General features: G+C 61.1%; 21 protein-coding genes and 1 tRNA gene. 11 read left to right on the forward strand and 11 right to left on the reverse strand.

Features of this window, described 5'->3' with window-relative positions:
• The first annotated feature begins 398 nt into the window (after positions 1 to 398).
• Complete coding sequence (locus tag MU848_RS11650; RefSeq protein WP_097090597.1) at positions 399 to 1,244, forward strand: SMP-30/gluconolactonase/LRE family protein; 846 nt, start codon at positions 399 to 401, stop codon at positions 1,242 to 1,244.
• Positions 1,245 to 1,525: 281 nt separating this feature from the next.
• Complete coding sequence (locus MU848_RS11655) at positions 1,526 to 3,994, forward strand: TonB-dependent receptor (protein WP_247232172.1); 2,469 nt, start codon at positions 1,526 to 1,528, stop codon at positions 3,992 to 3,994.
• Positions 3,995 to 4,224: 230 nt separating this feature from the next.
• On the opposite strand, the gene MU848_RS11660 is transcribed toward MU848_RS11655, so the two are convergent.
• The 4 genes from MU848_RS11660 to MU848_RS11675 form a co-directional block, all read right to left on the reverse strand.
• Entirely contained in the window at positions 4,225 to 5,496 is a 1,272-nt protein-coding gene (locus tag MU848_RS11660; protein WP_247232174.1) for an alginate export family protein, read from the reverse strand.
• Positions 5,497 to 5,596: 100 nt separating this feature from the next.
• A complete protein-coding gene (locus tag MU848_RS11665) occupies positions 5,597 to 6,400 on the reverse strand; it encodes an ABC transporter ATP-binding protein (protein WP_247232176.1) in 804 nt (267 codons plus the stop codon).
• A 16-nt stretch (positions 6,401 to 6,416) separates the two neighbouring features.
• Complete coding sequence (gene ntrB / locus MU848_RS11670; protein ID WP_247232178.1) at positions 6,417 to 7,376, reverse strand: nitrate ABC transporter permease; 960 nt, start codon at positions 7,374 to 7,376, stop codon at positions 6,417 to 6,419.
• 17 nt (positions 7,377 to 7,393) lie between these two features.
• Positions 7,394 to 8,674, reverse strand: coding sequence for a CmpA/NrtA family ABC transporter substrate-binding protein (locus MU848_RS11675; RefSeq protein ID WP_247232180.1), 1,281 nt, complete (start codon positions 8,672 to 8,674; stop codon positions 7,394 to 7,396).
• Between the two features lie 87 nt (positions 8,675 to 8,761).
• On the opposite strand from MU848_RS11675, the gene MU848_RS11680 reads away from it, so the two are divergent.
• Positions 8,762 to 9,073, forward strand: coding sequence for a hypothetical protein (locus MU848_RS11680; protein WP_247232182.1), 312 nt, complete (start codon positions 8,762 to 8,764; stop codon positions 9,071 to 9,073).
• A gap of 266 nt (positions 9,074 to 9,339) precedes the next feature.
• Here MU848_RS11680 and MU848_RS11685 read toward each other — a convergent pair whose 3' ends face one another.
• On the reverse strand, positions 9,340 to 9,741 hold the full coding sequence (locus MU848_RS11685; protein ID WP_380800784.1) for a DUF6538 domain-containing protein: 402 nt from the start codon (positions 9,739 to 9,741) through the stop codon (positions 9,340 to 9,342).
• Positions 9,742 to 9,772: 31 nt separating this feature from the next.
• Positions 9,773 to 9,859, reverse strand: a tRNA-Leu gene (locus tag MU848_RS11690).
• Positions 9,860 to 10,002: 143 nt separating this feature from the next.
• On the opposite strand from MU848_RS11690, the gene MU848_RS11695 reads away from it, so the two are divergent.
• Entirely contained in the window at positions 10,003 to 10,758 is a 756-nt protein-coding gene (locus MU848_RS11695) for an alpha/beta fold hydrolase (RefSeq protein ID WP_247232192.1), read from the forward strand.
• Entirely contained in the window at positions 10,755 to 11,612 is an 858-nt protein-coding gene (locus tag MU848_RS11700; protein ID WP_247232597.1) for a tetratricopeptide repeat protein, read from the forward strand. Before MU848_RS11695 ends, MU848_RS11700 begins: the two co-directional genes overlap by 4 nt.
• A 14-nt stretch (positions 11,613 to 11,626) precedes the next feature.
• On the opposite strand, the gene MU848_RS11705 is transcribed toward MU848_RS11700, so the two are convergent.
• Positions 11,627 to 12,331 (reverse strand): SIMPL domain-containing protein, encoded by a 705-nt coding sequence (locus MU848_RS11705; protein ID WP_247232204.1) that lies wholly within the window; start codon positions 12,329 to 12,331, stop codon positions 11,627 to 11,629.
• Positions 12,332 to 12,434: 103 nt separating this feature from the next.
• Between MU848_RS11705 and MU848_RS11710 the strand changes: the two genes are divergently transcribed.
• The 3 genes from MU848_RS11710 to MU848_RS11720 are packed head-to-tail and all read left to right on the forward strand — an operon-like array spanning position 12,435 to position 14,062.
• On the forward strand, positions 12,435 to 12,869 hold the full coding sequence (locus MU848_RS11710) for a VOC family protein (protein ID WP_247232207.1): 435 nt from the start codon (positions 12,435 to 12,437) through the stop codon (positions 12,867 to 12,869).
• Positions 12,870 to 12,873: 4 nt separating this feature from the next.
• A complete protein-coding gene (gene gloB, locus MU848_RS11715) occupies positions 12,874 to 13,596 on the forward strand; it encodes a hydroxyacylglutathione hydrolase (RefSeq protein ID WP_247232216.1) in 723 nt (240 codons plus the stop codon).
• 58 nt (positions 13,597 to 13,654) lie between these two features.
• Positions 13,655 to 14,062, forward strand: a complete 408-nt coding sequence (locus MU848_RS11720) for a hypothetical protein (RefSeq protein WP_201515378.1) — start codon at positions 13,655 to 13,657, stop codon at positions 14,060 to 14,062.
• Positions 14,063 to 14,065: 3 nt separating this feature from the next.
• Here the strand turns inward: MU848_RS11720 and MU848_RS11725 are convergent, their stop codons facing one another.
• The 3 genes from MU848_RS11725 to ruvA all read right to left on the reverse strand — a co-directional run bounded on the left by MU848_RS11725 (position 14,066) and on the right by ruvA (position 17,561).
• Positions 14,066 to 15,808: an AMP-dependent synthetase/ligase gene (locus MU848_RS11725; RefSeq protein ID WP_380800786.1), complete on the reverse strand. Its 1,743-nt coding sequence runs from the start codon at positions 15,806 to 15,808 to the stop codon at positions 14,066 to 14,068.
• Positions 15,809 to 15,936: 128 nt separating this feature from the next.
• Positions 15,937 to 16,956: a Holliday junction branch migration DNA helicase RuvB gene (gene ruvB, locus MU848_RS11730; protein ID WP_201515377.1), complete on the reverse strand. Its 1,020-nt coding sequence runs from the start codon at positions 16,954 to 16,956 to the stop codon at positions 15,937 to 15,939.
• Complete coding sequence (gene ruvA / locus MU848_RS11735; RefSeq protein ID WP_201515376.1) at positions 16,953 to 17,561, reverse strand: Holliday junction branch migration protein RuvA; 609 nt, start codon at positions 17,559 to 17,561, stop codon at positions 16,953 to 16,955. Before ruvA ends, ruvB begins: the two co-directional genes overlap by 4 nt.
• Before the next feature lie 137 nt (positions 17,562 to 17,698).
• Between ruvA and MU848_RS11740 the strand changes: the two genes are divergently transcribed.
• From MU848_RS11740 to MU848_RS11750, 3 genes are all read left to right on the forward strand, one after another.
• Complete coding sequence (locus MU848_RS11740) at positions 17,699 to 18,274, forward strand: peptidase S14 (RefSeq protein ID WP_201515375.1); 576 nt, start codon at positions 17,699 to 17,701, stop codon at positions 18,272 to 18,274.
• Positions 18,275 to 18,563: 289 nt separating this feature from the next.
• Entirely contained in the window at positions 18,564 to 19,202 is a 639-nt protein-coding gene (locus MU848_RS11745) for a DUF1345 domain-containing protein (protein ID WP_247232220.1), read from the forward strand.
• A gap of 46 nt (positions 19,203 to 19,248) precedes the next feature.
• On the forward strand, positions 19,249 to 20,550 hold the full coding sequence (locus MU848_RS11750) for a methyltransferase family protein (protein ID WP_247232223.1): 1,302 nt from the start codon (positions 19,249 to 19,251) through the stop codon (positions 20,548 to 20,550).
• Between the two features lies 1 nt (position 20,551).
• On the opposite strand, the gene MU848_RS11755 is transcribed toward MU848_RS11750, so the two are convergent.
• Entirely contained in the window at positions 20,552 to 21,925 is a 1,374-nt protein-coding gene (locus tag MU848_RS11755; protein WP_247232231.1) for a glutamate--cysteine ligase, read from the reverse strand.
• Between the last annotated feature and the right edge of the window lie 66 nt (positions 21,926 to 21,991).

Consider the following 21,991-nt stretch of genomic DNA (forward strand, 5'->3'; position numbering starts at 1 on the left):
TCTTGCAGGTAAGCAGCTTGCCCACCTGCGTCATAAGCGATTTTGTGGACAGTTATCAACAGATGATCTGGAAGATTTCTGACCTGTGACGGAGCTTCACCCGTAGCTAGCATGGGTCAGCGTCCCCCCTAACACACTGGGAATGCTGGCAGGGCGAAGAGGAATCAATTCGTATGATGGCTATTGCTTCGCTACGCATACATCAAGATGGTCGCCCTTTGGTGCGGATCTGCATGCGTTGCGCGCATTACCGTTCCGCAAAACGATAAGCCTCCATTGCCAAGAGGTGCCAATATGCGTAAACATGGAGGCAAGGCGCAAAAATAAAGCGCAGACAGTGGGGAGGTAAGAGCTTGGGTTTCGCCGAAGAACTCACCGCAGTCGGCGTTAAGGCACCTATGATCCGAACGATTGCGCGCGGTTTTGCCTTTCCGGAGGGGCCGCGCTGGCATGAAGGGCGTTTGTGGTTCGCCGACCAGCATGGCGGAACCGTGTACGTCCTTGAGCCTGATGGTAGTATTCACGAGCATTTCGATGTGCCGGGCGGGCCATCGGGCATGGGGTGGCTGCCGAATGGCGATCTGCTGGTCGTGTCGATGGACGAGCGCAGACTTTACCGCAGGCGATCGGATGCGCAATTAGTGGTGCATGCCGAATTGGCGGACATTCACTCGGGGCAGAGCAACGACATGGTCGTTGATCATCTGGGCCGCGCCTACGTAGGCAATGTCGGATTTGATTATTTCAATGGTGAAGCGCCCCGGCCAACATGTATCGTTGCGGTTGCGGACGAGGGGATGGTTACAGTCGCGGCGGATCACCTGCATTGCCCGAACGGCAGCGTTATCACACCAGATGGTCGAACATTCATCGTTGCCGAAACATTTGCGTTTCGCCTGACAGCTTTTGACATAGATGCGGAAGGACGGCTCTCCAATCGGCGGATATTTGCTGACTTGGGCGGCTATGCACCAGATGGCATCTGCCTTGATGCGGAAGGCTGCGTCTGGGTGGCAGTTGCCCTTGCGAACTCTGTCGTGCGCGTGCGCGAAGGTGGCGAGATCTTGACGCAAATCCCGATTGAGGGCGCCCGACCATATGCCTGTATGCTGGGCGGAATGGATGGGCGTGACCTGTTCATCTGCTGTGCTTCGGATCATGATCCAGCAGTGACAGTGAAGGTCAGGAGTGGTCGTATCGATGTTGCTCGTGTCGATGTCGGGTCATCGGGGGCAAGACCTTAAATAAGTTGATAACGTATAATGTTCATGTCGGAGAAGTTGTCATAGCTGATGAATGGCCATTGCAGGTCATATATCGTAGTGGTAGGTAGATTAAAATATTCGGAAAGAATAAACAGGTTGGAGAGGGTCGGAGTGGAAACGCTCTGCCATGTCATACGTCTCAGTGAATTCAGCGACCCTGAGGTCGGCATTATGATGGCTGTGCGTTGTTGGCGGCAATCTTCTTTGTTTTCTTCCAATATTCAATGGTTCTCGCACGAGAAGATAAGGGAGAGGATGACATGGGGGCTGAATTCCTAGCGTTTAGACGACATGCGGGTCGGCTGTTACTTGCAGGCGTTGCTGCGGGTGCGGTGATCGCGCCTGATATCGCGGCTGCCCAAACTGCGATCGACGAAATTGTCGTAACCGCCCAGCGGCGTGAGGAACGTGCGCAGGATGTTCCAATCACCATTACAGCGGTTTCAGGTGAAGGGCTGCGGGAGCGCGGCGTAACAAGCCTTCAAGACATGCAGGCATCGGTGCCGTCGTTGGTCATCGCGCCCAATGGTCAGGCGTCGCGCGACGTCATGTCACCTTCCATTCGGGGTCAGTCGGCATCGTTTCAGGGTTCGCCCGCAGTTGTCGTGTACATGAACGAAGTACCGCTGCCATCCGGCTACACACTGTCGAACCAAGGCGGCCCAGGTAACTTCGTCGATCTTCAGAGCGTGCAGGTCTTGTCGGGTGCGCAGGGCACTTTGTTCGGCCGTAACACTACGGGTGGCGCGATCCTGCTTACTCCGGCCAAGCCAACGGATCGGCTTGAGGGCTATATCGGCGGTGGCGTCGGTAACTATAATATGACCGAACTGGAAGCCATGCTCAACGTGCCGGTTACGGACAAGGTGAGCATTCGTCTGGTGGGTGCAACGCGCGATCGTGACGGTTTTACCTACGACGTTAACTGGCGCAAGGATCGCGACGACACGCATTGGCGCATGGCTCGCTTAGGCCTGTTGTTGACCCCGACCGAAACTCTTCAGAACTATACGATGGCTTATTACGGCTATTCCCGAACAAACGGTTCGGGATCAATCGCCAAGGGGTTCAACACGGGCTATTTTCAGGCGCTTGACAGCTTTGTGCCGTCATTCGATTTCTGTCGTTCCGCCGGGAACTGCAATTACTACACCGATCTGATAGCGCAGGCCAATGAGCTTGGCCCCCGGAAGACTGCTCATGGCGTGGATGATTTCGCCAAGACAGTGACATGGGGGATCACGAACACCACTGATTTTGATGCGACTGACAACATAAAAATACGCAACATCATCAGCTATGCTCGTTTTAAATCCTATTACTCGAACGATCAGGACGGCACGATCGCGCCGATCTATAACACTGGCACGACGGTTGAAAGTCGCCGGTCTCCGCGTGATCACTACAAGCTGTTCACGGAAGAACTACAGTTGCAGGGCAATGCCCTGGACAACAAGCTTACTTATACCGTAGGTGGCTTCTACTTCAAACAGTCCCCTGCAGGCTTGATGGAATCCTTTTCCATCAACGTATGTAGTAACAAGACCGAAGCTGGCTGCGCGCTGGGCACCAGCCAAGTTGGGGTGACCAATGAATCAAAGGCGCTCTATGCTCAAGCGAGCCTTGATCTCGGAGCGTTCGTGCCCGCGCTGGATCGTGTTCGGCTGACTGGTGGTTATCGCTATACCTGGGATCATGTGGAGGGCTTTACGGCTTCCTGGTCGGCGATCCCGGTGGGCGGGGGTGCCGTGATCAACCTGTGCTCCTGGAAATCGCAGTTCACAACGACGCCGCTCACTGATTGCCGTTTTTCCGGTAATCTCAAAAGCTCGGCACCGAACTGGACAGTGGGCATCGATTATAGGCCGAATGACGACCTGATGCTCTATGCGAAGGTGACCAAGGGCTACAAGGCAGGCGGCTTCAACGCCTATGCAGTGTTCCCGAACACCCGGACCTTCGGGCCGGAATATCTCACCGACTATGAAGCAGGCTTCAAATCCGACTTCGAGGTCGGCGGTATGGCCACGCGGTTCAACGTCAACGGCTTCTATCTGGATTATTCGAACATTCAGCGCGCTGCGGGTGACCGCAACAACGCCACCGGCGGCAACGGCGCGATCACGCTCAGCACTGCTTCGGCCGTCATCAAGGGTGTGGAAGTGGAGGCCATGATCCGGCCATCTCGCGAAATCGAACTCGGCTTGAACTACAGCCATACCTCTTCCCACTACAAGTCGTTCAAGTTCGACTCGAACTCGGGTGTCTGGGATTGCACGGCTCAGTCCATCACGTCGCCCAAGGTTTTTGCCGGAGCAGACATGACCTGCCGCCCGTTGCAATATCTGTCTCCCAATATTCTCTCGGTCTACGGTCGCTTCACGATCCCGACCTCCGAGAAGTTCGGCAACGTCAGCCTGTTCGTCAGCTATAACTGGACGGACGCGCAGGAAACCGCGCCTTTCTCGACGGAGACATTCCCAGACGGCACCACAAACGAGCCAGGTGTGCGCTTGCCGGCATTCGGCTTGCTCAACGCCACCCTGGACTGGAAGAATGCTCTTGCCAGCGGGCTGGACCTGTCACTGTTTGCGACCAACCTGACGAACAAGCTTTATGCGATCACCAATACCGGCACATACCAGACGATCGGTGCCTGGACGCAGATGTATGGCGAACCGCGAATGTTCGGCCTGCGCGCGCGTTACAAGTTCGGCGGGTCGGACTGATGGCGTGATGACCGGCTTATAACGGTTCTATTGCAGGTGAAAAGTAAGGCTCAGCCGCTAACAGGCGGCGGAGCCTTACTTGCACAAGGAGGCGCTGGTCCGATGATGTTAGGATGAAGGGTCTGTTGATCTGCTGCGATATCCCAACGCATCCTAACAATCAGCCTCCATCTGACGGGCCATTGGCTAACAATGACCCGTCGCGGACTTTTGTCCTGGCCGAATATTGTTCAGAGCGCGTAATCGATCTGCGCCCAGAACTTCTTGGTGTCGGCGTCGCCCGTGAAGCTCGCGATGCCCTTCCGCTCATAGTCCGCATATTTGACGAGAGCGCTCAGATGCTTGTCGATCTTCAAGGTCACCTGGGCGTTATATTCGTCCCCATAATGGATCGAGAGTCGGTCACTGCTGAAGCGGTGATAGATGAAAGATGCGACCAACGGCCCCATCTTGCCGACCTTCGGCATCGTGTAGGCGATGCCGCCATAATAGTCCTGAATGCCAGTCGTCGGCGTCGTCAGGAACTTGTCCGCCCAGCCATTGAATTTGTGCAGCGTCGCGAAAGGCGTCTGGAAGGCGAAACCGCCCGCAACGCCCTTAGCATTGCTGTCGGACCCCAATAGCTCATAACCGGCCGTCAGCTTGAAGGGGGCCACTTCCAACCCCAGTTCCGCCGCGACATAGTCGGCCTTATAGTCCACTGGGTTCTTCTGATAATCGCTCTGCCGCGCGTAGCTGGCGAGGTAGCTCAGCTTCACCTTCTTGGTGAGCGGAACCGCCCCAGCAAAGCGAGCGCCATAGGTTTGACTGCTGCTGCGCAGCAGTGCGGCGACAGGCTCGTCCTCATCGATCAGATAGGCAAAGCCGGTGATCGTGCCCAGCTTGGTTTTGTAGGAGACGTTCACGAAGATGTCGTCGCCGTCAATCTCGGTAGGCCGGTTCACTGATCCGAACTTGCCGCCATCGATCCCCCAGATCGTGCGCGCCGCGATGGCATAGGTCACATCGACCTTCAGAGTCTTGATCCCCATATATTCCACGCGCAGTGCGTCGAAGGTCTGCTCATTCTGGCGCCACGCGACCGAACCGACAAAGCGCTGATCGTCCAGGTTGATGCGCTGCCGCCCCAGCGTGACCACCAGCGGCTTGGTGCGATATTGCAGTTGCAGGCGATTGAGTTCGACGGTCTCAGGATCAGCGACGATGGGATAGAGCGTCTTGCCGTTGACGCCGCTATTATAATCCTCGTCGATGGCCAGCGTCCCTTCCCCTTCGACAAGGAAAGCGAAAGGTCCCTTGGACAGTTCGCCGCCAGCGCGCAGGCGCATGGTGACTGCATCAGCATCACGGCTGCTGGTCAACGGCAGTGGCCCGTCCTGATCGACCGTCTCGTAACGCAGCCGCGCTTCGACGATCGGCTTGAACACGATATCCTGCGCCAAGGCTGGCGTCGCTAACGTCGCCAGCGCGGATGCCGACAGCAACATATTCAATCCACGCATAATTCCCCCTCTATTGCTCCCGATGGCTTTTTGAGGCCTTGCAGGGCATCCCCTCTCAATCCCGATATTCTTGATGCCGCCTCGGTGGGCGACCTGTCTCTCACGCAGCAAGCGTCGCCGGATTGCGGTAGCGCTCGTGCAGGAAATGAATGACCGCGCTGCGGGCCTCTGCATATTCAGGCATGTCGATGGCTTCGAGCCGGTTGCGCGGCCTCGCCAATGCCACGGGCCGGTCCTCGCCGATCCGCGCGGCCGGGCCGTTGGTCATCATGACGACGCGGTCAGCGAGCAGCACGGCCTCGTCCACATCATGGGTGATCATCAGCACCGTGTTGTTGAGCCGCGCCTGCAGATCCATAACGACGTCCTGCAGCGCCGCCCGCGTCAGCGCATCGAGCGCGCCGAAGGGTTCGTCCATCAGTAGGACGCGCGGGTTCATCGCTATCGCGCGGGCGATGCCCACGCGCTGCTTCATGCCCCCGGACAATTCGCCCGGCCTTTTCCCGGCGGCGTGGGCCATCTGCACCAGCTCAAGATTGTGCATGACCCAATCCCTGCGCTCTGCCTTGCTCTTGCCGCGCGCCGTCTTGTCCACCGCCAGGCGCACATTTTCCTCGACGGTCAACCAGGGCAGCAGCGAATGGTCCTGGAACACGAATGCACGGTCCGGTCCCGGTGCATCCACCACTTCCCCGTCCAGGAAGATCGCCCCGCGGGTCGGTTCGACCAGTCCGGCCACGGCGTTGAGCAAGGTTGACTTGCCGCAGCCCGAATGACCGATCAGCGCTACGAACTGTCCCTTGTCCACTTCCAGGTCGATGCGGTCCAACGCGCAGAAACGTCCGGCCTTCGTGGGAAATTCGACGGTGATGCCCTCAAGCGCGAGATAGCTGCGTTGTTTCATGAAACTGCTCTCCCCTTCAGCCTGCCCGGCTGATGACGCGGCCCGCAAAGGCGACGATGCGATCCAGCGTAAATCCGACCAGGCCGATCCAGACGAGTGCGACGATCGTGTCGGTGAGCAACGAGCTGTTGTAGCTGTCCCAGATGAAAAAGCCGACGCCGGTGCCTCCCTGCACCATCTCCGCCGCCACTATCGCCAGCCAACTCATGCCGACGCCGATACGCAGCCCGGTGAACATGTGCGGCACGGTGGCGGGCAGCATGATCCGGACGAAATATTCGACGGGATTGAGCGCGAGCACCTTCGCCACGTTGCGATAGGGCGCCGGAATGGTCTGAACCCCTGCCGCCGTGTTCAGGATGACCGGCCAGATCGCGGTGATGAAGATCAGGAAGATCGCCGATGGCTGCGCTTGCTGAAAGATGGCGAGACTGATCGGCAACCAAGCGAGCGGCGGCACTGTGCGCAGCACCTGGAACAAGGGATCAAGCGCGCGGAAGGCGCAAACGCTCTGACCGATCAGAATACCGAGCGCCACACCGACGATCGCCGCGATGCTGTAGCCGATGAGGACCCGACTGAGGCTGGTCAGAACATGACCGGCAATGCCGACATCGCCGCCATCCTGGATGCTGAAGTGGGTAAAACCGATCTTAACGCCCTTGAACGGGTGAGTGACGACATCATGACTTTCCTGCCAGACTTTCACAGGGCTGGGGAAAGTCGCGTCCGGCGATCCACACAGAAGCTGCCAGAACAGCAACAGCGCCCCGATCATGACGACAGTGGGCAGTATGGCGGCGATTAGCGCACGCCCCTTGCTCACGATCGGATTCACCGGCGCTGCTACGGGCTCGAAACTGCGTCGTGCGATCGCTTCTTCCGGATAGGGCAGGATGACCCCCAGTTCGGTGGTGGTGCCGCCGGACGATACCGGCGGCCCTCCATTCCTGCTCTTTGGCGATAACGGAGCCATGGCTTTTTCCTCCCTCATCAGACCCGCTTGATCGCTAGGCTGGCCAGATAGGCCTTGGGGTTGCTGGGATCGAAGGTCTTGCCGTCGAAGAATTTCTCGACGCCGCGGCTATCGCTGGCTGGCCCCTTGCCTCCCAGCATCGCTGCTGCCTTCCGCCAGATGTCGGAGCGATTGACCTTGCTGATCACCCCCTTGGTATCCAGCGACATGGGCAGCTTGCCCCAGCGCTGATTTTCCGTGAGGAACCACAGGTCGTGGCTCTTGTAGGGGAACGAGGCATACCCGTTGAAGAACTTCATCTTGAACGCCGCGTTCGGGAATTTGCGCCCGTCGCCCATGTTGAAATTGCCCTGCAGGCGGTCGGCAATGTCCGTAACCGGGCACTTCAGATAGTCGCGACCAGCGATCGTACCCGCCAGACGCGCGATATTGCTCGGATTGTCCGCCCAGCGCTGCGCTTCGATAATGGCTGCGGTAATGGCGACTGCGGCGCGCGGGTTCTTCGCCACCCAGTCCGACCGCATGGCGAAGCTCTTTTCGGGATGGTTCATCCACATCTGGCCGGTCGAAACCGCCGTGTAGCCCAGATTTTGCGCCACCAGCTGATCATTCCACGGCTCGCCCACGCAGAAGGCGTCCATCGTGTCGGCCTTCATGTTCGCCACCATCTGCGGCGGCGGGATGGTGATCAGCTCGACATCCTTGTCCGGATCGATGCCACCCGCCGCCAGCCAGTAGCGGATCCACATGTCGTGCGTCCCGCCGGGGAAGGTCATCGCCATCGTGATCTTCTTGCCCGCGCCCTTGCGCTGGGCGATCACGCCCTTCATTTTCGCAGAGCTGATGTCGGCTTTCGCGCCCAGATATTCCTTGGAAACCGAAATGGCCTGACCGTTGACGTTCAGGCGGGCGAGAATGCTCATCGGCGTCGCCTTGCCGATCGAGCCCAGCGTCAGCAGATAGGGCATTGGCGTGAGAATATGCGCGCCGTCGATGCCGCCACCGGCGCTGCCCAAGACTAGATTGTCGCGTGTCGCGCCCCAGCTGGCCTGCTTGGTCACCTGCACATCGGGCAGACCATATTTGGCGAAGAAGCCCAGTTCCTTGGCAATGATCACAGGCGCAGCATCGGTCAGGGCGATGAAGCCCAACTTCGCGCCAGTCACTTCCGGCCCAGCACCTGCGGCGAAGGCGCCCGACGGAAATGCCTGATGCACCGCAGCAAAAAGCGCAGCTGTCCCACCGGCTTTCAACGCGCCACGGCGGCTAACGCCTTTCGGATTGTCCCCCTCTGCCATTCCCCAATGTCCTTCTCTGTCAGATCGTCAGCGCTGCGACAGGCACGCAGCCAGCCATTCGCCGAAGCGCTGCCCGGCGTGTGAAAGATGATGATGAAGGTTCACGGCGCGCGTTCGCGTTCGCGTGAAAAACATAATAAAAAAGCCGCCTGGACGAGGTCTGTTCAGACCAGCCCGGGCGGCGTCATTGCCGATTTCGATACTGTAATCTCGAAGCTGGTTTCTGCCGTCATCGGCGGTGCCAGCCTATGCGTCGAAGCGCCCCTGCCTCGACATGGATTAAGCTGTCACCGATTCGTCCGAGTCGCAAGAAAAATTTTTGCGTTGCACAATTTGCAATCGAAGAGGTGTGTCGCTGCTGAAGTCGCTAAGCTGGCCCACCGTCCGGCATCCATTTGAGTCCCGACCTTTTCAGCCGCCCAGGGGCAAATTTCCGTGCACTAGCTGCGGAGGGAATGTTTATCCGTTCTGGTGCGCCGAGATCAGTCTTGCCGGGGGTTCGAGCGCGATTGGAGGCTTAGCGCGCGGTGAGCTTCGAAAACCGCTTTACGGCATTGCGCGGCATGAAACGCAGCACGTCGATATAGTCGCGACAATGGGCGCGAGCGCGCGATTGTATGGGAACGTCTTTGCCGATGATCGACACGGCAAGCCTACGGCTTGTCTCATAAGCCTCCCGCGTTCGGGCTGACTACGCCTGCATCGGATCGGTCATACTGCTCGTATGTTTCGCCCAGGGTGAGCTTGCTGGCCGGGACGGGCGGCACTGGCTCTGCATCCACCGGAGCCGCATCATGGATCACCTGACGCTTTGCCACGGCATCGTCCGACAACGGTTCGAGCAGCGTCGGGTCGCAGTGAAGACCAGCAGCCCAGCGGCGATGTTCAATCTCTGTCTCGACCCGAGCCATGGCGTTGGGCAACCGGCGCAGGGAGATCTTCAAGCTGTCGGTTTGAAGCGACCGCCATATTTCGGGGTGACCCATGAGCGGTCGAGCATCGTGCGGAATGCGGCGAGTAGCAGTTCTTTGTAGCAGACGCTCTCTGGGGACCGTGTTCTCGACGATCCCCGTGCATTATCAATGCTTTGAGAACAAATGGTGCCCAGAAGAGGACTCGAACCTCCACGACCTTGCGATCGCCAGCACCTGAAGCTGGTGCGTCTACCAATTCCGCCATCTGGGCACGGGGTAGGACGGCGCGATTAGCCGTTGGTCTGCCTAGTGTCAATTCCATCGGAGCTATTATTTTCTTCCTTTCTGGTTTTCCGCGCGCCAGCGTCTATTGGCTTCATGCAAGCCGCATCAAAGGTCGGTGGGAGATAGCCGATGAACCCTATTTCAGCAGTTCCGCTGGCGTCGTTCGCCCGCGCCGATGGCGTGCGCCTCGCCTATCGGCATCGCCCGGGTTCCGGCCCGACCATCGTCTTCCTGCCGGGCTATATGTCCGACATGGAAGGCGGCAAGGCGATCGCCATCGACGCCTGGGCGGCACGGACTGGCCGGGCGATGCTGCGGCTCGACTATGGCGGCAACGGAGCGAGCGAAGGCCGGTTCGAGGATGGTGCGCTTGCCAGTTGGCGTGACGATGCGTTGCTGTTGATCGACGCTTTGACGGACGGGCCGCTGCTGCTGGCGGGATCGTCGATGGGCGGCTGGATCGCCTTGCTCATCGCGCTGGCTCGTCCCGAAAGGATTGCCGGGCTGGTCGGGATCGCCGCGGCGCCGGATTTTACCGAATGGGGCTTCAGCGACGCGGACAAGGCGCTGCTGGCTACGGAGGGCCAGTTGCGCGAGCCCACGCCCTATGGCGACCAGCCGCTTGTGACTACGCTCGCTTTCTGGCAGTCGGGCCAGGCGCTTCGTTTGCTCGACCGGCCAATCCCGATCAGCTGCCCCGTCCGGCTGCTGCAGGGGCAAGAGGACCGCGACGTGCCTTGGCAGACGGCCCTGCGGCTTTCCCAGCGCCTGCATTCATATGATGTGCAGACGCTGCTCGTTAAGGATGGCGATCATCGCCTGTCGCGTGACAGCGACATCACGCTGTTGATCAACACCCTTGGCAGCCTTCTGGATATTCTCTGATGCTTCTTCTCCCGCTGCTGCTCTTGACGCCGCAAGCCTATGATCCCGAAATCGAAGCGGTGATGAACCGGCCCAGAAAGGAGGAGCAGCGGGCGTCCACTCCGCGACCGAGTGGCTCCTCCGCTGCCGATGGCCGCATTCCCGTTCCGGAAAAATATGCCGCGCCATTTCAGGCCTGCCTCGATGAAGCGCTCGCGTCCCCCGACAAAGGTGTAGCATTCGCACAGAAATGGCGGATTGAAGGAGGCTCTTTCTACGCGCGCCATTGCATGGGTTTCGCTTATGCCCGCGCGGAGCGGTGGGCGCCCGCCATGGTCGCCTTCGAGCAGGCCGCTGATGAGGCGGAACGGAGCGGTGAGATGGCGCAAAGCGCCCGCTTGTGGGCGCAGGCGGGGAACGCCGCACTGGCGGCAGGCGATGCCGCAAAGGCGCGCAGCAGTTTCGATGCGGCCTTGGCGCGCGGCTTGCCCGACGGCGTTGAAAAGGGAGAGACCTATCTTGATCGCGCGCGGGCCCTCGTGGCGTTGGGCGACGCCAAGGAAGCGCGGGACTCGCTCGATGTGGCGCTCGCTCAAGTACCGCAGGACCCCCTTGCCTGGCTGTTATCGGCCACACTCGCGCGTCGGTCTGGAGAGTTGAAGCTCGCGCAGGCGCATATTGCGCGCGCGGTGCAGCTTTCCCCCGATGATGCATCCGTCGCGCTGGAGGAGGGCAACATCGCAGTCCTGACCCACCATGACGATGTCGCGCGGTCGGCCTGGCAGCGCGCGATCAAGCTCGGCCCTCAATCCCCCGCTGGAAAGGCCGCTGCCGACAATCTCGCCCGGCTGCCTACAGGCGCTCCGGCTCGCTGAACGGCCAGCGCGCCCTAATTAAGGTAGAAGTCCACGGTCGTGACGACGCGCACCTTCTTGTAGGGCGTGTCACTGGACCCGTCCGCCTCGCCGTCGCGCGGATCGATGGAGAAATAGCCTTGGGTCGCGCTCTTGATCCCGCCTACGCTGGCGCCGCTGTCGCGGGCAAATTGTTCGGCCGCCGCGCGCGCATCGCGGGTCGCGGCGGCAACCATGGGCGGTTTGATGTCATTGAGCTTGGTGAAGCTGTAACGCATGCCCGACCCCTCTTGTAATGTGACGCCCCGGCGGACCAGATCGAACTGTTGCGCGACTGCCTTCTGCGCCTTGGCGATGTCTGTCGTGCGCAACAACATGCGCTGGGTGATGGTGATCGTGTTGAGGCCGTTGTTGATATATTGATTGACGCCAGCGCCAGTGGGCGTGAGCGCCTCCGGCTTGAAGCCCAGGTTTGTGAAATAGGCCTTCAGCTCCCGCGTATTGTTATCGATCTCCGCGCGTACGGCGGGCAGATCAAAGCCCGTCGCAGCATAGCTGATCGACCAGGTAGCGAGATCAGCCGTGACATTGCGCTCCGCCAAGCCGCGGACCGTGACGGACCGATCGGCGGCCTTGGCCCGCTTCAACCCATCACCCAGCAAATAGCCGCCGCTGACCAATCCCAGCGTCAGCAGCCCGGCACAAGCCAGCAGCACCTTGTCGCGATACTCCAGCGCCATTCGCGTCTCCTCTTTCATCGATGCCTGTGCCGCCCTATCTTGGCAGCGACCCTGCCACTGCCGAGATGAACCGTTGCTTGCTGGCGACGAATGGAGCGACTGCTTGACCAAATATCTTCATACCATGATCCGTGTGACCGACATCGATCGCACAGTCGCCTTCTTCAAGCTGTTGGGCCTTGAGGAGCAAAAGCGCTTCGACAATGAAAGCGGCCGCTACACACTCGTTTTTCTCGCCGCGCCGGGGGACGAGGATGCTCAGGTTGAACTGACCTATAACTGGCCAGCGGAAGATGGCACGCCTGCTGAACACTATGGCGAGGGCCGTAATTTCGGCCATCTCGCCTATCGGGTGAGCAACATCTATGACGTCTGCCAGCGTATGATGGATGCGGGCGTTACCATCAACCGGCCGCCGCGCGACGGCCATATGGCTTTCGTCCGCACGCCGGACAATATCTCGATCGAACTGTTGCAGGACGGTCATCTGGAGCCTGCCGAACCCTGGGCGTCCATGCCGAACACGGGCGTCTGGTAATCCCATGCTGAGCGTCGCGCGCGTAGCCGTACTGTCCGACAATTATGTCTGGCTGCTGCATGATGATGCCAGCGGCGAAACGGTCGTGATCGACCCCGCCGTGGCGGAACCCGTGCTGGCTGCGGCGGCGGAGCGGGGATGGGCGATAAGCCAGATATGGAACACGCACTGGCATGGCGATCATGTCGGCGGCAATGCGGCGATCAAGGCCGCGACCGGTTGCCGGATCACCGGACCCGCAGCGGAGGCCGCCAAGATCGGTGCGCTCGACCGGCAGGTGGGCGAGGGCGACGAGGTACGCATCGGCGGCCATGTCGCGACGGTCATGGAGGTGCCCGCCCATACCGCCGGTCACATCGCCTATCATCTCGCCTCCGATCGCATCATATTTGTCGGCGACACGCTGTTCGCGATGGGCTGCGGGCGGCTGTTCGAAGGGACGGCCGACCAGATGTTCGCCAACATGGCCCGCTTCGCCGCCTTGCCCGACGAGACGGCGGTTTATTGCGCGCATGAATATACGCAGGGCAATGGCCGCTTCGCTTTGACGATCGAGCCGGACAATGAAGCGCTGGTGGCGCGTATGGCAGAGGTGGATGAGGCCCGGGCGCGGGGAGAAGCAACCGTGCCCACCACCATCGGCCTTGAGCGCGCGACCAATATCTTCATGCGCGCCAATGATGTGCAGGAACTCGCCCGTCGACGCACGGCCAAGGATACGGCCTGACGGTTCGGGCGTTACCGCGATTGCTCCGCCGTGCGGAGACAAGTGCAGGAGAAGTGCCATGCGTGCATGGATGTGTCTGGCGCCGCTGATGCTGGCAGCGTGCGCGGGTGGTGACGAACCCGCGCGTCTTACGGAAAAGCAAGCCGACCGGCTGGAAGCGGCGTTGGACGGCAAGGTCGCCGGTGATCCGGTCAGTTGCGTGAGCCGCTATCCCGGTTCCAGCCTGACCGCGATCAGCGAAAGCGTGTTGCTGTACCGGGTGAGCGGACGCCTCGTCTACCGCAACGACCTTAATGGCAGTTGCACCGGGCTTGGGCGGGGCGACACGCTCGTCATCAGGCCGACCGGCGCCGGGTCTCAATATTGCCGTGGCGACATCGTGCGAAGCGCCGATCTGGTTACCGGGTCCATCACGGGCGGTTGCGCGCTTGGCTCCTTCACACCTTATCGCACGCCGGATCGCTGACGTTCAACCTTTATACAAGGCGTCCAGCTGTTCGCTATAGCGCGCCTTGATGACATGGCGGCGGATTTTCATCGACGGTGTCATCTCGCCATTTTCTATGGTGAAGGGCTCCTCGGCCAGGATGATGCGGCGCACCCGTTCGGTCACGGAAAGCTCTTCATTCACCCGGTCCATCGCCGCCCTTAGCGCCGCCAGATATTGGGCGTCTTTCGCAAGCTGATCGGCCGTCTTCCCTCCGGCCAGCGCCCATTCGCGTGTCCACTCGGCATCCGGCACCAGCAGACCCACCAGATGCGGCCGCCGGTCGCCATAGACCATAGCCTGGCCGATCTCGGGCTGCAGCGTCAACATGCCCTCGACCTTCTGAGGCGACACATTGTCGCCCTTGTCGTTGACGATCAGGTCCTTCTTGCGGTCGGTGATCCGGATCCGGCCCTTGTGGTCGATCTCGCCAATGTCGCCGGTATGCAGCCAGCCGTTCTTCAGCGCTTTCTCGGTCTCCGCCGCGTTGCGCCAATAGCCCTGCATCACCAGTTCCCCGCGCACCAGGATCTCGCCATCATCGGCGATCTTTACCTCGACCCCGTCCAGCGGCGGCCCGACCGTGTCCATAGCGATGCCAACGCCGGGCCGGTTGCAGCTGACGACTGGCCCGGCCTCCGTCTGGCCATAGCCCTGTAGCAGCGTCAGCCCCATCGCATCGAAGAAGAGTCCGACATCAGGGTTGAGAGGCGCGCCGCCCGATACCAGAGCCTTCATGCGCCCGCCGAAGCGCTTGGCGATCTTGGGTTTCAGCGTCCGGTTCAGCAACAGCTTCACCGGCAGGTCGGCAATGGACCCCTCGCCCCTCTGCTCCTTGGCCGCGATCCGCAGGGACTGGGCCAGAAGCCAGGCCGGAAACTTGCCCTGCTTCTCGATCGATTTGATGATCCGTGCCCGCAGCACCTCGAACAGGCGGGGGACGACGACCATGATCGTGGGCCGCGCTTCCTCTATGTTGCTGGCGAGCTTCTCCAGCCCCTCGGCATAATAGATCTGCCCCGCCAGCATGATCGGCAGGAACTGGCCGCCGCTATGCTCATAGGCGTGGCTGAGCGGCAGGAAGGACAGGAAGACCTCGTCCCCCCATCCGAAATCCTCCGCCACCAGCTTTCCCGCGCCCTCGATATTGCACAGGATCGCTCCATGATGCTGCATGACGCCCCGAGGCGCGCCCCCAGTGCCGCTGGTGTAGATGATGCAGGCAAGGTCGTTCCGCCCGGCGGTCTGTTCCGCCGCGCAGGCATCCGGATCGGCGATGTGCGACGCGATCATGTCCGCCCACAGATGGCAGGACAGATCGCCCTGCGCGCCGCGCAGCGGTTCCATGCCGACGATGAAGCTCGCCTGCGATCGCAGGACGGCGGGCATCAGCGTCTGGGCCAGCTTGGCGGTCGACACGATCACCGCCCGCGCGCCGCTGTCGGTAAGGATATGTTGATGATCGCGTGTCGTGTTGGTGGTGTAGGTTGGCACCGTCACGCAACCGGCTGCCATGATGGCAAGGTCGGCGATGCAGAATTCCGGCCGGTTCTCGCTCACCAGCATCACCGGGTCGCCTGGCTTCAGCCCTTGTGCCTTGAGGGCGGCGGCAAGGCCCGCAACCTGCAACGCCACCTCGGTCCAGCTAAGCGATTTCCAGCCGCCTGCTGTCTTGCGCCACAGGAAAGGCAGGTCACCCATTTCCTTCGCCCGCGCGAAGAACATGGTCACCAGATTGGGATACTGTTCGATCGCCCGCAAGCAGCGCAACTCCTTGATTGAGGGCGCGTATCACCCGCGCATCCGCTCCTTCGGCCGCTATAGCCGTGCCTTGCCGTAGCGGTCACGCATTTTCAGTCGAACAGCCCGTCCTGGAGACCGCTAGGGGGATTGAGGCCGAGATGCTTCCAGCCCGGCCCGTTGAGGCAGCGTCCGCGCGCCGTGCGCGCGATAAGGCCAAGCTGGATCAGATAGGGCTCGATAACTTCTTCGATCGTGTCGCGCGGCTCCGACAACCCCGCCGCCAGCGTTTCGACGCCCACCGGCCCGCCGCGATAAATGTCGGCGATCATCATCAGGTAGCGGCGATCCATGAGGTCAAGGCCCAGTTGATCGACTTCCAGACGGCTGAGCGCCGCGTCGGCGGCCTTGGCGTCCACCGCTTCGACACCAGCGACGTTCGCGAAATCGCGCACCCGCCGCAGTAATCGCCCCGCGATGCGCGGCGTTCCGCGCGACCGCCGGGCGATCTCGATCGCTCCGTCAGACGTGATGCCAAGGTCGAGCAACCGGGCAGCGCGCCGCACCACCAGTTCCAGTTCCTCGACGGTATAGAATTGCAGCCGCACCGGAATGCCGAAACGGTCGCGCAGCGGCGTCGTCAGCAGTCCCTGCCGGGTCGTCGCGCCCACCAGCGTAAAGCGCGGCAGGTCGATGCGCACCGACCGAGCCGATGGTCCCTCGCCGATCATCAGGTCCAGCGCCCGGTCCTCCATCGCGGGATAGAGGACTTCTTCCACGGCTGGATTGAGCCGGTGGATCTCATCCACGAACAGCACGTCGCCTTCATCAAGGTTGGTGAGCAGCGCCGCCAGATCGCCCGATTTGGCGATCACCGGGCCCGATGTCGCGCGAAAGCCGACGCCCATCTCCTTCGCAACGATCTGCGCCAGGGTCGTCTTGCCAAGGCCGGGCGGGCCAAAGAACAGCACATGGTCCAAAGCGTCGCCGCGCTGCTTCGCCGCCTCGATGAAGACGCGCAGATTTTCGCGCGCTGCCTGCTGCCCGATAAATTCGGTGAGCGATTTGGGCCGCAGCGCTGCGTCCACATCCTCGGGACGGCGCGTCGAGGCGATCAACCGGTCCTCGCTCACTTGGCCGCCTTCCGCAGCGCCAGCCGCACCAGCGCATCCAGCGTCGCGCCTTCACCCAGCTCTTCTTCCGCCGCGGCAACCGCGCTGCTGGCCTCGACCGGCTTGAAACCGAGATTCTGAAGCGCAGACACGGCATCCGCGCCAAGCCCTCCGGCAGTCGCCGGGATGATGCCGGTGCCCGATATTCCACCCGCGCCCGGCGCGGCGCCGATCTTGTCCTTGAGCTCATTGACGATGCGCAGCGCCAGCTTGGGGCCGACGCCATTGGCGCGCGCCACCATGGCCTTGTCGCCCGTCGCCACCGCGCGATGTAGTTCGGCTGGTTCAAGCGCCGACAAAATGGCCAGCGCCACGCGCGACCCCACGCCCTGTACGCCGATCAGCAGGCGGAACCAGTCGCGCTCTTCTCCGCGCGCAAAGCCGACGAGCCGGATCGAATCCTCCGACACCAGCATTTCGGTATGCACGGTCACGGCTTCGCCCACCGGCCCCAGCGCAGCCAGCGTCCGGGACGATGCCCCGACCAGATAGCCCACGCCCGCCACATCGATGATCGCATGGTCCAGCCCGGTGCTGTCCAGCCGCCCTTTCAATTTCGCGATCATGCCCCGCACCCTTTGGTCATGGTCTGTTCTTTACAGCGTCTCCGGCGCAGCGCCAGTCAAAAGCGTGTTTGTCACGGCACCATTTGGTCTGCCGGGCGTAATGCAGCGAAATCCTCCCTTTTTTCAGGAAGCCATTGATGTCCATGCAAGCGCCGCTGCTCTCGCCGCAGGATTTCGTCTGCCCCGCCATTCGCCTTTCCGGCCCCGTCGACCAGGCGATGTATCTGCACTTCAAGGATGCACTCGCCGCCGCTCCTTCTGAAGGCTTGGTGGTAATAGAAATCGCGACGCTGGGGGGCGATCCCGAAATCGCCCGGATGATGGGCGAGGATATCCGGTTTCATTCCGAGCTTAGTCCCGGCCGTAGGCTCGTCTTCCTTGGCAAGACCGCCGTCTATTCGGCAGGAGCTACCTTCATGGGCTTCTTCGCCAAGGAGAATCGCTATCTCACCCGCGGGACGCGGGTCATGATCCATGAGCGGCTGATCACGAAGGACATCCATTTGCAGGGGCCGCTCACGACCTGCATCGCGCCGCTCAAAGCTGCGCTCAATGAGATAGAGTCTTCGATCACCATTCAAAATGAGGGCTTTTCGAACCTTATCCTTGGTTCCGACATCACGCTTGAGGAAGTCCTGCGCCGCGCCCCCGAAAACTGGTATCTGGAAGCCAATGAAGCTGCGTCGCTCGGTCTGGTGGCAGCCGTGCTCTAAAAGCGCGCAGCATTTGATCTGAAAGCTGAAATTGATCCGAAAAACTAAAAGCCGTTCAGGCTGAGCCTGTCGAAGCCTTTCTCATTTTAAAACGTAAAACCCTTCGACAAGCTCAGGGCGAACGGTAGGAGAAGCAAATTCAGGGCGAACGGTAGTGAAAAGAAAAGCCGATTGAGCGCGGTCCTGAAATCCTTCTTTTCGCTGCTCTTTGTGCAGTCAGGGGCGAACGGGCGCGCTCAGAAATAGCCCACCCTTGCCAGCCTCCGTTTTTTGCGGCTTCCTGATGGACATGAAGCCTGCCTCTTCGCGTCGCGCGCTTTTCCCCTGGCGCTATGGGATGTTCCTGATGCTTCTGGCGACGGCCTTGCCCTTCGGCCTGATGATGCCTTGGCATCAGGCGGTGATGGCGGGGTTCGATTGTGCCTCTTCCGCTTTCATCGCCGCCGCAGCATCGCTCATTCATGCCGATCCGGACAGCATGCGCCGCAATGCCGAGGTGAACGACGCCAATCGCCGCCTCATGCTCCTTCTCACGGGTATCGTCTCATTGGTCGTTCTGGTTGCCGTGGGCGCTGCCGTCAGCCAGCATGGCGGCCCGAACGCGGCGGTCATAGCCCTGCTGCTCGTGACACTGGCGCTCGCCTGGCTCTTTTCGAACCTTGTCTATGCCATGCACTACGCGCATCTTTTCTATCTGGCCGATGCGCAGGGTTCAGATAGGCAGGGGCTCGAATTTCCCGGCACGCCGGAGCCCGGCTACAGCGACTTCGTCTATTTCGCCTTCACCCTCGGCATGACATTTCAGACCTCGGACGTCACGGTCACCGGCACGCCCATGCGCCAGGTCGTCACGACGCACTGCCTCGCTGCCTTCCTGTTCAATCTCGGCATCCTCGCCTTCACGATCAACGTGCTCGGAGGCGCCTGAGCCAAGCTTCACGGCTTGCTTACCATTTGCAGGCATAAGCGCGATCATGCCTCCTGCTGCCGACCCCTGCCCCCCATCCGCCGTCAGTCATGGTGTCGGCCTTGTTGGCCTCGCGGGCCTGGCTCTTTGGGCAATGGTGGCTCGGCATTATGGCATGAACGGCCCCAATGCAGGCTTTGCCGCAGTCGTCGCCTGCGGACTGCCGATGGTATTGTGGTCGCTGCTGGTGGACAAGGTTCATCGCAATGCTTCGACCGGTATCGATTGGCAGGCTTCGCCCCGGCGGCTGCGCGCCGTGCTCGACATCAGCCTCGTAAAGGTCGCCGGACTTTGGGCGACATGGCTGGCGATCGCTATCTTCTACTGTCTCGCCCGCTGGTATTGGAACGGTAACTATCGCTACTCCATGGACCTGTTCATGGACGCCGCCCCTTGGCTGCTGCTGTTTTCCTTTCCTTATGTCGCATGGCTCGACCGGCGGCTGGTTGAGCCTCGTGACGCGACCTACGCTTTTGGCCAATGGGTCATCGGCGGCGCCGCAGGGAAACCTGACATGGCGCAGGTCGCCAATCACGCGCGCGCCTGGGCGGTCAAGGGCTTCTTCCTTGCCTTCATGCTCTCCATCGTGCCGGGCAATTTCGCCAGCATCGTCGACTGGCGGCTGGATCATGCCTTCGCGAATCCTGTGAGCCTGGCGGCCTTCCTGATCGCGGTCATGTTCATGATCGATGTCTGCATGGCAACGGTGGGCTATCTGCTGACATGCAAGCCGCTCGATTCCCACATCCGGTCAGCCAATCCGTTGCTCGCTGGCTGGGTCGCGGCGCTTATCTGCTATCCGCCCTTCGTGCTGATGGGGGGAGGGGGTCCGCTGGACTATCATGCGGGCGGCGCGGAATGGGACGTGTGGACGCAAGGGCACAGGGCGCTGCAATGGCTGCTCGGCGGCTGGCTGGTCCTGCTGACCGCCATTTACGCCTGGGCGACGGTCGTCTTCGGCATCCGCTTTTCCAACCTTACCCATAGGGGCATCCTGACCCACGGCCCTTATCGCTGGAGCCGTCATCCGGCTTATCTCTCGAAAAATCTTTTCTGGTGGTTTTCCGCGCTACCCTTCCTGACGGTTTCGGGAAGCCTCACCGACATGGTGCGCAACTGCGCGATGCTGGCGATCACCAACGCCGTCTATTATTGGCGCGCGCGGACGGAGGAGGCGCACCTCTCCACTGACTCCGCCTACCGCGCCTATAGTGATTGGATGGAGCGCAACGCCCCCGTGCCCCGCCTCTTCGCCTGGATGACGGGGCGCGGGCGCAAGGCCGAACCGGCACTTAACCCAGCGGAATAGGTCAGAAGCTCTCGTCGGCATAGGCGCGGGAAAGATCGCCCGCCCAGTCGCCATGATAGCGCTCCAGCAACTCTTCGGCATGCGTCCGCCCCGCCGCCACGATCGCGTCCAGCGGCGCCAGATAGGCCGCTTCATCCGCGCCGCCATCGTTCAGCCGCGCCCGCGCCTTGAGCCCGGTGCGGCTGATATCCAGCACCTGAGCGGCGATATCCCGCAACTTGCGCCCGCCGGGAACCGGCGCGTCGAGCGCCAGCTTCGGCGCTGCGTCGCGCAACATCTGCCGGTCCTCCATCGTCCAGTCCTTCACCAGATCCCATGCGGCATCCAGCGCGCCCTGGTCATAGAGCAGGCCGACCCAGAATGCGGGCAGCGCCGTGATACGATCCGCCCTTCCGCCATCGGCCCCGCGCATTTCCAGGAAGCTCTTCAGCCGCACCTCCGGAAAAGCGGTTGAAAGATGATCCTCCCAGTCCTTCTCCGTCGGCCGTTCACCCGGCAGCACCGATAGCCTGCCGTCCAGAAAGTCACGGAAGCTCAGCCCCGCCGCATCGATATAGCGGCCGTCGCGATAGACGAAGTACATCGGCACATCGAGCGCATAGTCCGCATAACGCTCATAGCCGAAGCCATCCTCGAACACGAAGGGCAGCATGCCCGTCCGGTGCGGGTCCGTATCCGACCAGATATGGCTGCGATAAGACAGAAAACCGTTGGGCTTGCCCTCTGTGAAAGGAGAATTGGCGAACAGCGCCGTCGCCAGCGGTTGCAGCGCCAGGCTGACGCGGAACTTCTGCACCATGTCCGCCTCGCTGCCATAATCGAGGTTCGTCTGGATGGTGCAGGTGCGCAACATCATGTCGAGGCCCATCGTGCCCACCCGTGGCATGTGCCGCAGCATGATGTCGTAGCGCCCCTTGGGCATCACCGGCAGTTCGTCGCGCGTCTTGTCCGGCCACATGCCAAGGCCCAGGAAGCCCAGGCCCAGCATGTCGCCGACATATTTGACCTGTTCCAGATGCCGCGCCGTTTCCGCGAAGGTCTGGTGCAGATTTTCCAGCGGCGCGCCGGACAATTCCAGCTGCCCTGCCGGTTCCAGGCTGACCGTCCCGTCAGAGCCCGACAGCGCGATGATATTGTCGCCCTCGAACACCGGGCTCCAGCCATAGCGGGTCAGGCCGATCAGCAATGTGTGGATGCCGCCCTGCTCGTCATAAGAGGGCGCATGATGATCGGCCTTGGAATAGACGAACTTCTCATGCTCGGTGCCGATGCGCCAGCGCCCCCTGGGCTTCGCGCCCTTGGAAAAGGCCAGGATCAGCTGATCGCGGCTTTCGATGACGGGATCGAGTCCCCCTGAGTCGGTTCTGGTGCTCATGCCCCGCCTTGTCTTGCCCCCCTTGCGCGTCAATCGACAGCGCTCGACGATCAAATAGGTTGCGCT

Origin of the sequence: Sphingobium agri (assembly GCF_023051225.1) — a bacterium.
Taxonomy (GTDB): Bacteria; Pseudomonadota; Alphaproteobacteria; order Sphingomonadales; family Sphingomonadaceae; genus Sphingobium; species Sphingobium agri.

Coding starts and splice junctions, on each gene's coding strand:
- MU848_RS11650 (WP_097090597.1), top strand. CDS start 399: ATGATCCGAACGATTGCGCGCGGTTTTGCCTTTCCGGAGGGGCCGCGC.
- MU848_RS11655 (WP_247232172.1), top strand. CDS start 1,526: ATGGGGGCTGAATTCCTAGCGTTTAGACGACATGCGGGTCGGCTGTTA.
- MU848_RS11660 (WP_247232174.1), bottom strand. CDS start 5,496: ATGCGTGGATTGAATATGTTGCTGTCGGCATCCGCGCTGGCGACGTTA.
- MU848_RS11665 (WP_247232176.1), bottom strand. CDS start 6,400: ATGAAACAACGCAGCTATCTCGCGCTTGAGGGCATCACCGTCGAATTT.
- ntrB (WP_247232178.1), bottom strand. CDS start 7,376: ATGGCTCCGTTATCGCCAAAGAGCAGGAATGGAGGGCCGCCGGTATCG.
- MU848_RS11675 (WP_247232180.1), bottom strand. CDS start 8,674: ATGGCAGAGGGGGACAATCCGAAAGGCGTTAGCCGCCGTGGCGCGTTG.
- MU848_RS11680 (WP_247232182.1), top strand. CDS start 8,762: ATGATGATGAAGGTTCACGGCGCGCGTTCGCGTTCGCGTGAAAAACAT.
- MU848_RS11695 (WP_247232192.1), top strand. CDS start 10,003: ATGAACCCTATTTCAGCAGTTCCGCTGGCGTCGTTCGCCCGCGCCGAT.
- MU848_RS11705 (WP_247232204.1), bottom strand. CDS start 12,331: ATGGCGCTGGAGTATCGCGACAAGGTGCTGCTGGCTTGTGCCGGGCTG.
- gloB (WP_247232216.1), top strand. CDS start 12,874: ATGCTGAGCGTCGCGCGCGTAGCCGTACTGTCCGACAATTATGTCTGG.
- MU848_RS11720 (WP_201515378.1), top strand. CDS start 13,655: ATGCGTGCATGGATGTGTCTGGCGCCGCTGATGCTGGCAGCGTGCGCG.
- MU848_RS11725 (WP_380800786.1), bottom strand. CDS start 15,808: ATGTTCTTCGCGCGGGCGAAGGAAATGGGTGACCTGCCTTTCCTGTGG.
- ruvA (WP_201515376.1), bottom strand. CDS start 17,561: ATGATCGCGAAATTGAAAGGGCGGCTGGACAGCACCGGGCTGGACCAT.
- MU848_RS11740 (WP_201515375.1), top strand. CDS start 17,699: ATGTCCATGCAAGCGCCGCTGCTCTCGCCGCAGGATTTCGTCTGCCCC.
- MU848_RS11745 (WP_247232220.1), top strand. CDS start 18,564: ATGAAGCCTGCCTCTTCGCGTCGCGCGCTTTTCCCCTGGCGCTATGGG.
- MU848_RS11750 (WP_247232223.1), top strand. CDS start 19,249: ATGCCTCCTGCTGCCGACCCCTGCCCCCCATCCGCCGTCAGTCATGGT.
- MU848_RS11755 (WP_247232231.1), bottom strand. CDS start 21,925: ATGAGCACCAGAACCGACTCAGGGGGACTCGATCCCGTCATCGAAAGC.